Annotated in this window: 13 protein-coding genes; 4 read left to right on the plus strand and 9 right to left on the minus strand. The window is 34.6% G+C overall.

Annotated features, from left to right (window positions below; translation table 11 throughout):
- Positions 1-148: 148 nt before the first annotated feature.
- Both NTX65_12200 and NTX65_12205 read left to right on the plus strand, forming a co-directional pair.
- Positions 149-2,578 carry a hypothetical protein gene (locus NTX65_12200; protein ID MCX6170099.1) on the plus strand — a complete coding sequence of 810 codons (2,430 nt, stop codon included), beginning with the start codon at positions 149-151 and terminating at the stop codon, positions 2,576-2,578.
- Between the two features lie 17 nt (positions 2,579-2,595).
- A complete protein-coding gene (locus NTX65_12205; GenBank protein ID MCX6170100.1) occupies positions 2,596-3,756 on the plus strand; it encodes a hypothetical protein in 1,161 nt (386 codons plus the stop codon).
- Between the two features lie 418 nt (positions 3,757-4,174).
- Here NTX65_12205 and NTX65_12210 read toward each other — a convergent pair whose 3' ends face one another.
- Positions 4,175-6,235 carry a thioredoxin domain-containing protein gene (locus NTX65_12210; GenBank protein MCX6170101.1) on the minus strand — a complete coding sequence of 687 codons (2,061 nt, stop codon included), beginning with the start codon at positions 6,233-6,235 and terminating at the stop codon, positions 4,175-4,177.
- Between the two features lie 235 nt (positions 6,236-6,470).
- Here NTX65_12210 and NTX65_12215 point away from each other — a divergent pair, with 235 nt between their 5' ends.
- Positions 6,471-7,961 (plus strand): T9SS type A sorting domain-containing protein, encoded by a 1,491-nt coding sequence (locus NTX65_12215; protein ID MCX6170102.1) that lies wholly within the window; start codon positions 6,471-6,473, stop codon positions 7,959-7,961.
- A gap of 20 nt (positions 7,962-7,981) precedes the next feature.
- Here the strand turns inward: NTX65_12215 and NTX65_12220 are convergent, their stop codons facing one another.
- From NTX65_12220 to NTX65_12230, 3 genes are all read right to left on the minus strand, one after another.
- A complete protein-coding gene (locus NTX65_12220; protein MCX6170103.1) occupies positions 7,982-8,920 on the minus strand; it encodes a hypothetical protein in 939 nt (312 codons plus the stop codon).
- A gap of 272 nt (positions 8,921-9,192) precedes the next feature.
- Positions 9,193-9,522 carry a GlsB/YeaQ/YmgE family stress response membrane protein gene (locus tag NTX65_12225; GenBank protein ID MCX6170104.1) on the minus strand — a complete coding sequence of 110 codons (330 nt, stop codon included), beginning with the start codon at positions 9,520-9,522 and terminating at the stop codon, positions 9,193-9,195.
- A gap of 24 nt (positions 9,523-9,546) precedes the next feature.
- Positions 9,547-10,383, minus strand: coding sequence for a transglutaminase-like domain-containing protein (locus tag NTX65_12230; protein ID MCX6170105.1), 837 nt, complete (start codon positions 10,381-10,383; stop codon positions 9,547-9,549).
- A 102-nt stretch (positions 10,384-10,485) separates the two neighbouring features.
- Between NTX65_12230 and NTX65_12235 the strand changes: the two genes are divergently transcribed.
- Positions 10,486-10,974: a thioredoxin family protein gene (locus tag NTX65_12235; protein MCX6170106.1), complete on the plus strand. Its 489-nt coding sequence runs from the start codon at positions 10,486-10,488 to the stop codon at positions 10,972-10,974.
- 11 nt (positions 10,975-10,985) lie between these two features.
- Here NTX65_12235 and NTX65_12240 read toward each other — a convergent pair whose 3' ends face one another.
- The 5 genes from NTX65_12240 to NTX65_12260 all read right to left on the minus strand — a co-directional run bounded on the left by NTX65_12240 (position 10,986) and on the right by NTX65_12260 (position 15,448).
- Positions 10,986-11,174 carry a hypothetical protein gene (locus NTX65_12240; GenBank protein MCX6170107.1) on the minus strand — a complete coding sequence of 63 codons (189 nt, stop codon included), beginning with the start codon at positions 11,172-11,174 and terminating at the stop codon, positions 10,986-10,988.
- A 1-nt stretch (position 11,175) separates the two neighbouring features.
- Positions 11,176-11,580, minus strand: coding sequence for a hypothetical protein (locus tag NTX65_12245; GenBank protein MCX6170108.1), 405 nt, complete (start codon positions 11,578-11,580; stop codon positions 11,176-11,178).
- 148 nt (positions 11,581-11,728) lie between these two features.
- Positions 11,729-13,198, minus strand: coding sequence for an ABC transporter permease (locus NTX65_12250; GenBank protein MCX6170109.1), 1,470 nt, complete (start codon positions 13,196-13,198; stop codon positions 11,729-11,731).
- Positions 13,199-13,210: 12 nt separating this feature from the next.
- Entirely contained in the window at positions 13,211-14,611 is a 1,401-nt protein-coding gene (locus NTX65_12255) for an ABC transporter permease (GenBank protein MCX6170110.1), read from the minus strand.
- A gap of 84 nt (positions 14,612-14,695) precedes the next feature.
- Positions 14,696-15,448 carry an ABC transporter ATP-binding protein gene (locus NTX65_12260; GenBank protein MCX6170111.1) on the minus strand — a complete coding sequence of 251 codons (753 nt, stop codon included), beginning with the start codon at positions 15,446-15,448 and terminating at the stop codon, positions 14,696-14,698.
- Between the last annotated feature and the right edge of the window lie 9 nt (positions 15,449-15,457).

Genomic DNA, 15,457 nt, shown 5'->3' on the forward strand with positions numbered 1-15,457 from the left:
GAATCTGCATCCCTTTCGAAGACTCATATCGAGAGAAGGAAATCTTTCTGATCATTTTATCATGAAGGATTCTTTTAGAAAATTAGCATTTGAATTAAATGGTAAAGTTTATAACTCTGAAATCTACATCGACGGAATAACAAAAAAGATGGAGGCATATCTTAGATGCGATGGGTATGCTCTCAATGATGGAAAGCCGACAAGTTACGACCAGCTCATCGAACGACTTTTAGGAAGTGAGGAACTATTTATAAATAGTGTTTTTAGTGCTCAGAAAAGTAGAGGTATATCAAGCCTATCAGCAAATCAAAGGAGGGAACTCTTTTATGAGTTGCTCAGACTCAATCAATATGAGGTCTACTGCCAGGAAGCAAAAGTAAAAATAAGATCTATAGAATTAGAACATTCCCTGAAAAAAGGGGAAATCAACCAGCTTGAAAGTCAATGTAAAAAATTGAAATCTATTGAAGAGGACTACAATAGAATAGTGATAGAAAATGTAACACTTTCAAATGAAATAATTATTCATGAAGAACAAATTCAACTTTGCCGTTCTAATATTGAAGAGATGCACAAAGAGGAAGCTCTACTCAATGAAAAAATCAACCAACAAGCAATTCTTAATGGAAACATCGCTGCCTTATCGGAAGATCTCATTAACGTGGAAAAAAATATCGAAGATCGACTCAATGCACTCTTTGAGGAGAGGGATGAAGCTCTAAAAAGAGAGAGTGATAAATCAGGGGCCTCAAATTCATTGAAAGCTGAACGATCGCGCCTCGAATATGAAATACAACAAGTTAATAGTCATGACCATTGGGTAATAATAAAACACGAGATAGAGAGTCTTCAATTGGAGAATATCAAATTGAAGGAAGAAATCAAACTTCTCCAAGAATATTCAGCTCAAGAAGAAGAAGTCGATCGACTTATCCTCACAAGAGATACTTTAAGAGAAGAATCGACGAAGCTGACTGAATCAGAATTATCCTTATCAACAGAATTAACTAGAATACAGCATGAAGAAAAACAAGAAGCTAATTTGATTTTACCATTATATGAAGGGATACAAATTGTTAAAAATGAATTAGTGGAATTAACCAATCAATTTAAGATGTTTACTTCAGATAGAGAAAGCCTTATTAGTACTAATAGAGAAAAATTAGAAAGTATTGAACATGAAATAAAAACTCTTGATTTAGTTCCATGTGAAGAGATGGTTGCTATGAACTGTCCTCTCATAAAAAATGCATACTTACGTAAAGAATCGATTGAACCCCTAAGAAAGGATTATGAGAAAATACTATCGGCATTTGGAGTTAGACTAAGTAAAACATCTTCCGAGATTGATGACCGAAATAATTCATTTAATAGGAAGACCATCGAACTGCAAAATTCAGAAAAAGCTCTAACTATAAAATATCAGCGACTATACGGACAGATACAGGCGAAACAAGATCGAATAAAAATCACTAAGAGTTCCAAGCTTAAAGAATTAGAAATACTTGAAGCTTCCAAATTAGATTTTCGTAAAAAAAAGATTGATGATTATAAAATTCTTAGCTCTTCCTCGTTAATAAAAATCGAAAATAATGAGAACTTAATATTGGTGAAGATAGATCTGTTAAATGAAATATCGCTGAAAGAGAATTCAAATCTAGAAGCATTAAATAATAAAATAAAAGATATCATCAATCAGATCGAAAATCTAGAAGCTCAAAAAATTTCTGCCATTGAAAGCCTCAAGAGTCAATATGTTCAAAAAGAAATTGCACTTAAAAATGAAGAGTTGTTTAGATGTGATCATTTCAACAAACTGATTGCCGAAGCTCAAATTAAATTGGACCCGATGTTAAACAACAAACTAATAATACTTAAAGAAAATCTGAGAAAGCTAGAAAACTCAATGCAGCTTCAGTTGACTGAACTGGCAACACTTCAGAAGAAGATAATGGAGCATCAAGGAAAAATTCTTCTTCATTCTGAGGAACTAAAAAGAAAGGAAGAAATCGAAATCAGTTTGATTAGCTCACATCTTGCTCTCAAACAACTTGAAAAAGAGCATGCTGACTATCACTTTCTTGAAAGGGCATTCGATAAAACAGGAATACCGGTATTGAAGTTGGAAAATACAGGTTACGAAATTACATCCCTCGCGAATGATCTTCTAAAGTATTTTGATAATGATTTTAGAATTGTATTTGAAACTATGCGACCAACTAAGGATAAGAAGAAAATGAAAGAAGTATTCGACATAAATGTTATTGACTCAGAAGGAATATGCGAATTAAAAAATAAATCAGGTGGTGAGAGAGTATGGATCGAAACTAGCATTCAATTAGCAATAGGAATACTTCTTCGACATCAGGGGAAAAATCTTCAGACAAGTTTCTTGGATGAACAGGATGGATCACTTGATATAGAAAACGCACTTAATTATCGTCAGATGATAGAAAGTGCCCACCGAAGAGCTGATGTCTTCAATACTATTATAATAACACACCGACAAGAATTGCTTGAGCTTATATCTCAAAAAATCCTTTTGGATGAAGAAGGAATTAGAATAATTCTTAACTGAAAATTATGGAGAAGATCATGATTAAATACTATTTCAGAATTACACCCTACATATTGGATTCCAACCATAATGTTGTAGATCCATTGTATACGACTTATGAAGATTTACCTATAAATGATGAAATCAAAAATAAAATAAAACTCTGGGTTAAAACGATTAAAAGTTATGTTGAAAAACCAAATAGTTATTACAGCATAAAAAGTATTCATTGGTATGCTCTAAAATTAAAAGAAGAGATACAGCAATATTTGGGAGAAGAATGGAAAATTATTTGTTGTTCAAAACAAAAGATAATAGGATATCTGTTTGATGAACTTAAAAAAGTAGCTAATTTTCATAAAAAAGAAGGACATTACTTTAAAGCTATCGAATACTATAAAGGATCCATTGCATTAAACCCAAGGGATTATGAAGTATTAAATAGTATTGCTTTTTGTTATTATGAATTAGATCTGCTTGAGGATGCATGTTACCACTTAAAATTAAATATTGAACAAAGCCCTTTCCACGCTCCTGCCTTTTTCAATTTGGGTCTTTGTTATAGGAAGTCAAATGATTTTGTGGTTGCCGGAATTTATTTTGAAAAGGCAAAGAATCTTAATCCCGAAAATGTTGACTATATTATTAATTATGCACACAATTTTATCGATTTAAAGTTTTATAAAATGGCAATCGAAATTCTACTTGCTGCATCCATTAAAATGAATGGGAATAGAGAAATATTAGAAAAACTTTCTTATGCTTATTTACATGCCGAAGAATATCTAGAATCAATAAAGTTATTACAAGAGCTTATACTACTTTATCCAGACGACCCTACCCTCATCTTTAAGTTAGGTTTTTGTTTTTCGCTAATTGACGAGAATGAAAAGTCCACTAAGTGCTATGTAGATGCGCTAAAAATAGATCCGGATTATGGCGAGTGTTATTACAATATCGCACTCAACTATCATTTTCAGGGGCTAGATCATTTATCTGTAGACATGTATGTTCGGGCACTTTTACGTAATTCCCAGCATGCAGAACATTTTTGGCAAAGGAATAATTTACTTTTAAATCTAGATATTCCCGATGATTTCAAAGAAAAGATACTCATTTTCGGTTCAGAGAATGGGGACGAACGTGCAAAAATTATATTAGAAGATTCAAATTTACATCAACAAAATTCATATCAATAAATTTTATAAAAATCCTTTTAAACTACGAACGTAAATCCAAAGATAATTTGATATATCATTAAAAAAAAACCATCGTCGTAACAATTTACTAAGTAAAGAAGATAATGTTACCAAAATCAAAGTGGAATATGAACATCAAAATTTTTTCTCGAGAAGTAAATAGAATACCTTAGGCGATTTTACGACAAATTGAACCTAATCTTTGAGACTATATTTAAAGATAGTTCTTTTCCAAAATTTACATTGGTTTTCACTAGATGGTGGTGGGGGGGTATATGAAAATTTTTACAAAATCATTGCTTTATAAACCGAAACCACAATATTTAAGAAATTAATACATTCTAAAAGCATCCAAAACCCGGCACCTTTGACAAAAACTAGTGTCTTTTTGTAAAAAATAGAAATGTAAATTCGTATTTCAGCTTAGCTGTTTTAACGCTTCATCCAAATCTGTTGTTGGCATGTTACAAGAAAAGTTTTTACACACATAAAAGGTTGGTTGAGATTGAATGGTTGTGTATTTATTGAGATAGTTGAATGGGAGACAATGATTCTCATCTTCTTCATCTTCAAAAACAACAACTTTATTTGGTATAAATGGTTGAGAGAGTCGTGCTAATGTTTTTTTTGTTTTCTCATCATGAAAGTTGCCCGCAACAATAACCTCAAAACTCGGGCCCCAAGCGAAATCCAATGAGCAAAGAAGCAGCGTGAATGCCTGCGGGTTTTTGCAAAGTATTGATGAAGCAGAGTCAAAAATTTTATTGGCAAAGGTTTCATATTTAGAGTCAGCAGTAATTCTTGCAAGGCGCAAAAGATTAGTGGCCAAAACCGAGTTTGCCGAAGGGATTGCACCGTCATAATATTCTTTTGTCCTTGCGATTAACGATTCGCCAAAGTCAGGTGTGAAGAAAAAACCACCGTTATTATTATCCCAGAAATGTTTAATAGATAATTCGGTTAATAGAATTGCTTCCTTTATATAATCAGCTTTGAAAGTTGATTCATACAATTCAAGCAGCGCCCAGATCGTAAATGCATTGTCATCGATATTGGCAGTTAAACTCGATTCACCATTTCTGAATCTGTGTAATAATCTACCATCTGCGATTGTTAGATGTCTATTTATGAATTCAAGTGCGAGCTCTGCAGTCTTAATATATTTAGAATTATCAAACACACGTCCTGCTTTTGCTAGTGCAGCAATCATTAAAGCATTCCAATCCGAAAGGATCTTATCATCTTTATAAGGGCGAATTCTATTTTTGCGGTATTCAAAAAGTTTAATCCGAATTTTTTCCAAACGATTTTCACTAACTAAATTTTCTTTTGAATCGGCAAGATGTAAAATGTTTGAACCTGTATTCTGATTTGTTGATTCTTCTTTGAAATTACCTTCAGCGCTTATTTTAAATACTTTGAATGCAATGTCAGCATCATCTTTTCCAAGAACATCTATTAATTCTTGTTGATTCCAGATGTAATATTTGCCTTCAACACCATCACTGTCCGCATCTTCGGCAGAATAAAACCCACCGTCGAGTGAAGTCATATCACGTAAAACGTACGATACAATTTCATCTACAGTTTCCTTGAATTCGCTAATTCCCGTTGCTTGGTACACTTCAATATAAGCCATTATTAAAAGCGCTTGATCGTATAACATTTTTTCAAAGTGCGGAACAAGCCATTTAGCATCAGTTGAATATCTGTGAAAACCAAAACCAATTTGATCAAAAATCCCTCCCTGACGCATCTTGAGCAAAGTTTTGGTTACCATTTCAAGTGCCTTTTGAGTGCCGGTTCTTTTCCAATAACGGAGAAGAAACATCAAATTGTGGGGTGAAGGAAATTTTGGTGCTGTTCCAAAACCGCCGTGTACAGCATCAAATCGTTTTTCAAAATTCCTGTATGCATCCTCAAAAATTTCTGTACTTAATTGTTCCGGAGTATTGAAAGAGTATGATTCCTTGAGATAATTTGTAATTTCTTCCGAACTCTTTACAATCTCATTCCGATTTGTTCTCCATGCTTCATCAATTTTCAAAATTAAATCTTTAAATCCGATTCTTCCGTAGTGGCTTTCCTTGGGAAAATATGTTCCCGAGAAGAAGGGTTTTTTACCGGGAGTCATGATAATAGTTAAAGGCCAGCCACCGCTGCCGTTCATCATTTGACAGACCATCATATAAATGTTATCAATATCAGGACGTTCTTCACGGTCAACTTTTATTGAAATGAAAACTTGATTCATTAGATGTGCTGTTTCTTCATCCTCAAATGATTCATGTTCCATCACATGGCACCAATGGCAGGTTGAATATCCAATTGAAAGAAAGACAGGTTTATCCTCGCGCTTTGCTTTCTCAAAAGCTTCGTCACTCCACGGATACCAATTAACGGGATTATGTGCATGCTGCAAAAGGTACGGACTTTTTTCGTTGATGAGTCGATTAGAATTTTGGCGAGATTGAATCATTAAATCCTTTTATATCATAAACGGAATTAAATTTTCCATAGTTCATTTTTGGTAAGTATCGGTAATTCTGCTTTACAAAGTCATATTATCTTGCTATAATCTATTTGAAAATCCAGTGTCCTGATTAACTCAATAACGAACATTCCCATTAAACAGTTCAGAACGGTGAGAAAAATGTGTTCATTGGAAAATGAACAATTGAATTTAAGTTATAAATAAAACGGAGGAATTTGTGATGAAGATATTTGCACGTCTTATTCCAATAACTATTTTATTGACTTTAATTATTGTTAACACAAGTTTTTCTCAGGGATGGATAAAGGTCGGCAAACCTTCAGCGGGTAATGTTTATTGTTTGGCATTAAAGGAATCAACACTTTTTGCGGGAACCCAAAGTGGTATTCATACATCAACAGACAATGGTTTAACTTGGGTATTCAGCGGGCTTGTGAATATTACAGTGAATACTATGACGGTCAGTGGTAACTATGTATTTGCCGGAACTAATGACGGAGTTTATTTTTCTACAAACAATGGTGGCAGATGGGATATCGTTAACAAAGGAAATAATGGTATGAGCTATACAATAGTTAATGCTCTTGCTGTTGGTAGTGCCAATATTTTTGCGGGGACCAATGGAGGTGGTGTTTATGCATCTTCTAATAATGCCACTAGCTGGACAAGTGTTAATACCGGATTATCAGATCATATCGTTCAGTCATTAGCTGTAATGGGCTCAACCCTCTTTGCCGGAACTTCATCAGGCGGTGTTTTTCAAACTGCCAATGGTGGAACTGTTTGGACAGTTGCTGGGATATCCGGTTTATCCATTAACACAATAGCTGTTATTGGCACTAATCTATTCGCTGGGACAAATGATGGTGTATATCTTTTCAACACGATATTAGCGACTTGGACGTTAGTAAATAATGGACTAACCAGTTTAACAATACCTTCTCTAGTGGTTAGTCAAACAAATCTTTTCGCTGGGATTAATGGTGGAGGTGTCTATTTATCAAAAAATAATGGTTCAAATTGGTCTGCTGTAAATACGGGTCTTACTGAATTTAATACAAAATGTATTGCAATAATGGGTTCATATCTATTTCTTGCTAATGGGAGCGGCAATATATGGCGACGTCCTTTGTCAGAAATGTTAACCAATCTATCTGTTAAAACAACAATTCCAAAACAATGGTTAGTTATATCAGCTGGGGTAAGGAATATTTCATTAGCAAACACATTCCAAGGCAATGTTGGAACACTATCATTTACTGCTCAATCATCTAATACCTTAGTTGCAAGCGCATCTGTAACCGGATCTTCATTAAGCGTTACTCCTCTTTCAATAGGTGATTGTATCATTACTGTCACCGCAATTGATGCGGCTAACAATGACTTTTTAGCAACCAGTTTTGATATTAATGTTGGTTTGACAGATGTTACAAGCGATCCGATTCCAAATGAATTTTCACTCTATCAGAATTTTCCGAATCCGTTCAATCCCTCTACAAAAATAAAATATGAGCTCCCACAAAATGCGTTTATACAATTAAAAATATTTGATATGCTGGGGCGAGAAGTAAAAACAATTCTAAGTGGAGAACAAACAGCAGGCTTTTACGAGATTGAATTTGATGCCAAAGAAATACCAAGCGGAATATATTTTTATAGAATTGAAGCAGGAGAATTTACACAAACAAAGAAAATGATCTTGATGAAATAGTTTTTTAAAATAATTGGAGGTTAACTAAAACGTTTCTGTTTTGAGATTAATAGTTTTAGTTTTGTGAAGATGTCGGTACTATATAAACTAAAAATTAATATCTGGATTAAAATTAATAACGAACCGCTCAAGTAACTGAGTGTGTAAAAATAACCTCCAAGATCTCTCTCTTGCCAAGATCCTACTTTACCCGGAATCCTTTCTAAAAATATTTTAAAAGATTCATGACTGTTAATAATATCAGCTGATGTTACCTCTTTGGGCGGGGATTTCACAATAATACCAACAACTATTAAAATAAAAAAAACTGTAAAAAATATTATTGTTATTCTAATCTCAAGTGAATTAAAAATCTTCGAAAAAATAATTTTAGTTTCCTCAAAATCAGCGAATCCATAATATGTCATCAAGCCAATAGCCGCACCAACTGTGTTCAGTGAAAAATCATTAAAATCCAGATACTGAGTAAACTGCTTTGTCAAATAGAAATATTGGTCCATCTCATCAATAATTCCCAAGATTGTAACCCAAAATAAAATACGTCCTAATAAAAATTTTTTCTTTGAGGGATCAACTGATTTTGCGATCAAAAAGGAAAGTATAGCATATTGGGGATAGTGGACAATCTCAATGGGGGCTGTTATTAAATATCTAAATGACAAGAACACTGAAATAATTACAAACAACCAATAGCATGAAGAGATTAACCTTTTTTTGCCTTTGGAAAATTTATAGATGATGGTGAAAAAAAATAAAACCGATATAAGAACTCCCACTTCAATAGATGAATCCCGTGGGATAAACTTGCCCCATGGGGTTTCAACCCAATCTGTGAGAAAGTCGGTGACTTTTAGATGCAATGTACTGCATGAAAACCAGTAAGCTAATGAAAAAACAAAAAGTAAAATATTCATGCTGTTTACATTTTTTACTTTGTATAGTCCAAATATTTTATTCATAATTCTTTGATTTCATTTTGCAATAATATTTTTTTAGTAAAAATAAAGATGTAAAAAATATTATTAAGGTGTCTATTATCCTAAGAAATTATTTTATATTAAAACGTATTTTATTTGAGTCGCACAACAAGGATATGTGCATGCTGTAAAAGGTAAGGACTTTTTTCGTGGATGAGCCGGTTGGGATTTCTGTCCGTTAATGACATTTAATTGGTCTTTCTAATCTAAAACCAGTCCGGGGTAATGTTAGTTCATAATCTCTCGAAGGAAAATTAATTCGATGGTCGGTTTCTTCCTCTTGTCAACATTCCAACAACGAGAGCAAAAATAGCCGAGCCGATTATTGACCATACAAATGGAAATTCTCTTCCTTGAACTCGTATTGTATAGAACATCGGCAGATCCAATTCTTTGGCAATTAAAGGACCGAGCCACGCGCCTATAAATCCAATAAAAATAGAAACAAAACATCCTCCGAGCGAATAACCTGCAATGCTCTGACCAATTGCGCCGCAGATAGCGGCTATAACCAGCAGTAAAAGAAATCCTCCAAGTGACATATCGGTTAACCTATTTTGTTTATGCTGAATTAAACTAAACAAATTTAGCTCAAGAAGAAAGATTGTTTAAATGGAAGATTTACTTGGAATTTGTTTCGAAAGGTTTTTGAAAAGATTTGTACAATTGTAATCATTAATGAATTTGTAGGCATTTATTAGATTATTAGCAACGCGAGTAATAATCACTTCAGCCGAAACATCATTGTGAATCACATCGATAATGGAATCCACCGGGTAATCAAGTGCTTCATTGATATCACTCTCGAATATAATTTTTCCTTTGTTGAAACAGTCAATTAAAATAATCTCATCATCAGAATATATCTTGGCTAAAAAATGTCCCGGAAAATTGCAGCCGTGAATATCAAATCCGAGGCGATCGCCAATAAGTATGTAGATCAATGAAAGAGTTATTGGAAGGCCCTTTTTCTCTTTGATAGTATAAATTGGATTGCAATTAAACGGATTATAATAATCATCTTTTGAGCCGCTCAATTCTTTTTCATGAAATAAAAAATTAGTCAAATCAAGTTCGTCGCCGTACGGTATTTTATTTTTAAATTCATTCGATAGTTGGTCGAGCAGTTCTGAAAGTGCGGGAGTAAAATAGATTCCGTAATGAAACCGTGAAATAAGATCGAGAGCGCATTCGATTTTTTCGTGATGAGTAGTTTTATTAAACCAGTTCTGCCAATTTTTCTCAAGCCAGTTCATTCTATTAGAAGTAAGGATTGGAGCTAAGTGAATCATCTTATCAGCTACAACATTTGCGGGAAGCTCCTTCAAATCCCTTTCCAAAGTAAAACCGTAATTATTCAATTGCTGCACTATTTCAGCGCGTACCTCTTCGCTCAAGTCATCAACCAGCTCGATCAAATAATATAATTTATTCTCAGAAGTCATTTGTTTTTGCTCTTTCTAATCCCAAAATAGTATTATTTTTGATCTGAATACTGAAGCGTATTTAAAAAATGTAAATAAATTTCCAAATCAATCGAGGTTGTCATGAAAAAACTGTTTTTGTCAGGATTGATGGTGTTTGTATTCTTTATGAATATTATGAATGCTCAAACCATACAAGAGAAAAGTAGCGCCCCAAAATTCGATCCGTCTAAAAATCCTTTTGAGGATCTTAAGATTGCAGTTGAAGAAGCACAAAAAACAGATAAAAGAATTTTACTTGATGTCGGAGGGGAATGGTGCATTTGGTGTCACCGGCTGGATGGATTTTTTGATGCAAATCCGGAATTAAAAAATTATATGCACGATAACTTCGTTGTATTAAAAGTAAACTGGAGTCCTGATAACAAGAACGAAAAATTTCTTTCTCAGTACCCAGCAGTTGCCGGCTATCCGCATATTTATATATTAGAGAAAGACGGAAAATTCTTATTCTCTAAGAAAACCGAAGAACTTGAAAAAGAGAAATCTTATGATGCTGAAAAGATCATGACTTTCTTAAAAGAATGGTCGCCGAAGAAAGAAAAATCATAATGAGCTAATTTCTAAATTCCCCGTAGAATTTTTGCGGGGAGTTTAAGTATCGCACCGAGCAAATCGAACACACCATCCACGGCAATGCCAATCATTCTGAACGGCAGCAAAAAGAGCCAGACAATGGGATAGAGGACCAAAACAAATATTGCTAAAGGCGCACAGAAGAAGAGCAGTACCAGCCATAAAAAAATTTTCATTTTATTTCTCTTTTGTTCGGAAAATAAATTTCAATGCAGACCAATTTTCATCAATTGAGCAAACTTTAGAATCAATAAGACCATTCATCAAACCGATTTCTCTAACTACATTGTGGTTCAAGTCGGAAATATGATTAGAATTTCTCTTTGGCCATGATACCCAAAAAGCGCCGTTTTCCTTTAGGTAATTTTTCAATGTCGGAAATTCAACCATTAATTCCTTTTTAGAACGTGTGAAAAGGTGGATCAAATCAACCGGTTCTTTAAGTCTTTGGTGAAAATGAACCCGGTCGTGCATTCCATTGAATGAATCGATGAAATTTTCTGGTTCATTTATAAGTTTGATCTGAAATCCTTCTTTTATTCCGAGCTTCTCGTGAAGCTGTCTTCCATTAATCTGTTCCATTTTATTTTTCCTTTCACATCTTTAGACGAAACATTCACACAAAAGGTTGAAAGGTTTTAAATTATTTTTTGGGTAAAAATAAAGCGGCACAAAATAAATTTATGCCGCTGCTGGAAAAATTGATTACAAACAGAATATTTATAGATCGTTATCTTAAATCATATTTTCTAAAAACAAAAAATGCTGCCCCGTATGAAAGAATAGAATATAATATCAACAAACCGATGTCAATAATTGTCGGACTAATAACCTCGGCTAGTGTAAAATTTGATGGCGTATATATAGGTACATCTTTAATATCAAGAGTACTTTCATTTCTACCGGTACTAATTTTTACACCACTTTTACTATCGACTGAAATTCTGAACATCCCAGCCTGATTGCCGCTCTCTTTCTGTTTCTTGGCGGTATAATCAACAAAATTCTTTTTGTAATCCTGAATCTCTTTCTCATAACGGGCTTTCAAATCAATTCCGGTTGATGATAGATTCATAGACGCAAGTTGAAATGATGAAGCAGGAGAAAACCGTGAAATTGTTAACGCCATTTTTTCAAGAGCGGATTGTTTATTTCTCAAATCCTCTCCTAATTTTAATGAATAATCGCTAATCTGTTTTTGCATTTCGGTGCGGAGTTTATCTTCTTGTTCAAGCCAAGCGTAACTATTATCATCTTGATATGCTTGTTTTTCCGATTCGCTCATTCCCTTCATTTCTGAGTTTCGATTAGCCCAGAGTGTTGATAATTGCTGAAAATGTTGATCCCACTTATTTTTTGAATATGCATCTTTCATACTCTCTGCTTCTGCAATCGAGGGCACTTTTATAAATTGTGAGGCTGTCATAACGCCGGCGCGGGGAATAATAAAAACAAATAGTATCCAGGCTACAAGCAAAATTAAAAATGAAACTGATGAATATTTTGTAAGTGATGAAATAAAAACTCCGAACGCACTGAAAAATGTTAGGTAAAGGATTGCCATAAAAATCAGAATTGAAATGCTGATCCAATGAAATGCCGAGAGCGGGATTTTAAATAGAAGCAGCATTAAAAGTCCTATCAGAATCGGAATTAGCAGCGGAACTACTAATCCAAGCCAGGAGCCAACAAACTTTGCCGTTATAAATGTTGTGCGGGGAATTGAATTGGAAAAGATCAGCCGCATCGTTCCGTCTTCTTTTTCCCCATTTATAGAATTATAGGTAAACAATATTGCAAACAATGAGAATATAACCGTTACAATAAATGTGAAATCAACATAACGAAAAACCGCGAAGACCGGGTCATCGGAATAATAGCTGTTTTGAAGTTTAACATCTTTAGTGCTATGTACAATTGAGTACCTACCAATATCATTATTAACACCGGCAGAGAAGATCTGCATCGGGTCAGGCTGCCTGAATCCTTTTGAAGCCAGTCCAAACCACGAACGCGACTGCGTCATTTCTTGCTTAGACAATTCCTTTGCTGTGTTAAATTGTTTAACCGAATTATTGTATTCATTTATTCCGATCGCGAAGCTTAAAATAATTAACACGGAACAAGTGATAAACGTAGCCACAAACTTTGGGCTTTGTATTATATTTTTTAATTCTTTCTCTACGAGTAATTTAAACATAGTTCCTCCTGATTAACGCAGATCGAATTTTAGAAATCCCATGTATGATGCACCGAAAAAGATAAAATTGAACAGAATCAATAAACCGAAATCGACAAGAGAGGCGGATAGAGATTTGGAAAGCGGCTCGGGTTTAAATTCGAATTGAGGCAGCTCCGACGGTTTTATTTCCGGTGGTTTATTGTCTCCTTCATTTCTGATTGTAAAAATCATTCCGCTACCGGTTGTACCGCCGGTTTTACTTTTTTGAAAATTCGCGAAAGTTTTTTGATAATTCTCTGCTTGATCTCGGTAGCTGCGAACAAGATCTAAGGAAGTACCTGCTAAGCTTGCGCTTGCTAATGAAAAACTAGCCGACGGCGATATTCTGGAAATACCGAACGCAAGATTCTCCTGAAGAATCTGTTTGTTACTTCGTTCTTGATTCACTTTCTCAGTAAATGCTCTTGTCTTCTCATCTCTCTCATCATTATTCTTCTCCATAAACTTTTGAAATTCCTTCATCACATCGCCGTTGTTCGGAGCGGTGAATTTGCTCATCTTGTTCATATATTCTCTTCCAAGCTGCTGGGCAAAAATATTTTTTTTAGAATTGATCTCATCTACAGATGGCACGTTAACCGCACGCCCTGCAATCATAACGGAAATTTTAGGAATTACAAGAATGAACATTATCCAAATCACAAGAAGAATAAGAAATGAATTTGACGATCTACGTGTTAACGTTGACAGGAAAACAGAAAGATTTAAGAAGACTGCAAAAAGAAGAATCCCCGAAAAAATAATCAAAGCTAGTTTGAACCAATCCTCCGCAAACATAGGAATTTTCATAATCATCAATAATAAAGCGCCGACAAGCATTGGAATTATTAAAGGAGCGACAAGAGCAATGAACGATCCGATTATTTTGCCGAGAATGAATTTATCTTTCGGAAGCGAGTTGGAGAAAACCAATCTTAAAGTGCCGTTTTCTTTCTCTCCGTTTATCGAATTATAACATAAGAGAATTGCGAATAGGGAAAGGATGATTTGAAATAAAAAATTTAGATCAAGAAACCGAAATACTGCGTAGATCGGGTCTTCGTTGAATTTGCTATCTGTTGGTGAGAGTTCCCCTCGTCCGCGTACCTCTATGTTTCTTCCGATATCATTCGAGATACCCGAAACAAGCGAGGAAAGAGGCAAAGGCGGTAAAAATATTTTGTGGTTAATCATCCTCCAGTCGGTTATGCCGGACATAGAGCGTATATCTTCTGCAACTGCAGCGTCATACTGCTGTTTATTTATTCTGTAGTTTTGAGCTCCGACATAAAAAGTAAGCAGAATCAATACGGCGCAGACAGCAAAACTATAAGCAAATTTGGATGAGCCAACAATTTCCTTCAGTTCTTTTTTAATTATAAGTGTAAGCATAATTTTTTTCCTTAATAAGTCATAACGAATTAAAAACCCGTTTCAAACGGAACAAAGATTTGCTTAAATCAAACCGCCGTTTTGTCAAGCAACTTTTTCCATATAGCCTGCCATGTATTCCACATAAAGTTTCTCAAGATCCTCATGCTTAATTTCATCTCTCGATTTCTGCATTACAATTTTGCCGTCATTCATAATTCCAACTTCATCAGCAAGTTCTTTGGCGCGGAAGATATCGTGAGTTGACATTAAAATTGCTTTTCCTTCGTTTCTCAATTCATCAAGAAGCCGGATCAATTCAAGACCAGCTTTCGGATCGAGACCGCTTGTCGGTTCGTCGAGTAGAATTGCGGGTGCGTTTTTTAAGATTGCGATTGCGATTCCGCACTTCTGACGCATCCCTTTAGAAAACCCTTTCAACTTCTTATTGAATGCGTTTTCCTGCAATCCAACTCTCAATAGAACGCGCTTAAAATCATCTTTAGTGTAATTTAATTTTCCGCCAAGCTTTACAAAGAAGTCTAAATTCTGAATTGCGGTGAACTCGGGATAGAGCATTACATTTTCCGAAACAAAGGAAACAAACTCTTTTGCTTTAAGGGGATTTTCGTGCGAGACAATGCCGTTAATTTTTGTATGTCCGCTTGTCGGTTCAATAAGATTAAGAAAAATATTTATTGTAGTTGTTTTGCCGGCTCCGTTTCCCCCGAGCATTGCGTAAACCTGTCCGGTGCTAACTGTAAAATTGATATCGTCTAAAGCCAACAGCCCGTCTTCATATTTTTTGGTTAGATGTACAGCCTGCAGCATAGGATAATTTCCATTTTGCTCACTCATTTTTCACCT

Source organism: Ignavibacteriales bacterium (assembly GCA_026390795.1).
Taxonomy (GTDB): Bacteria; Bacteroidota; Ignavibacteria; order Ignavibacteriales; family Melioribacteraceae; genus Fen-1258.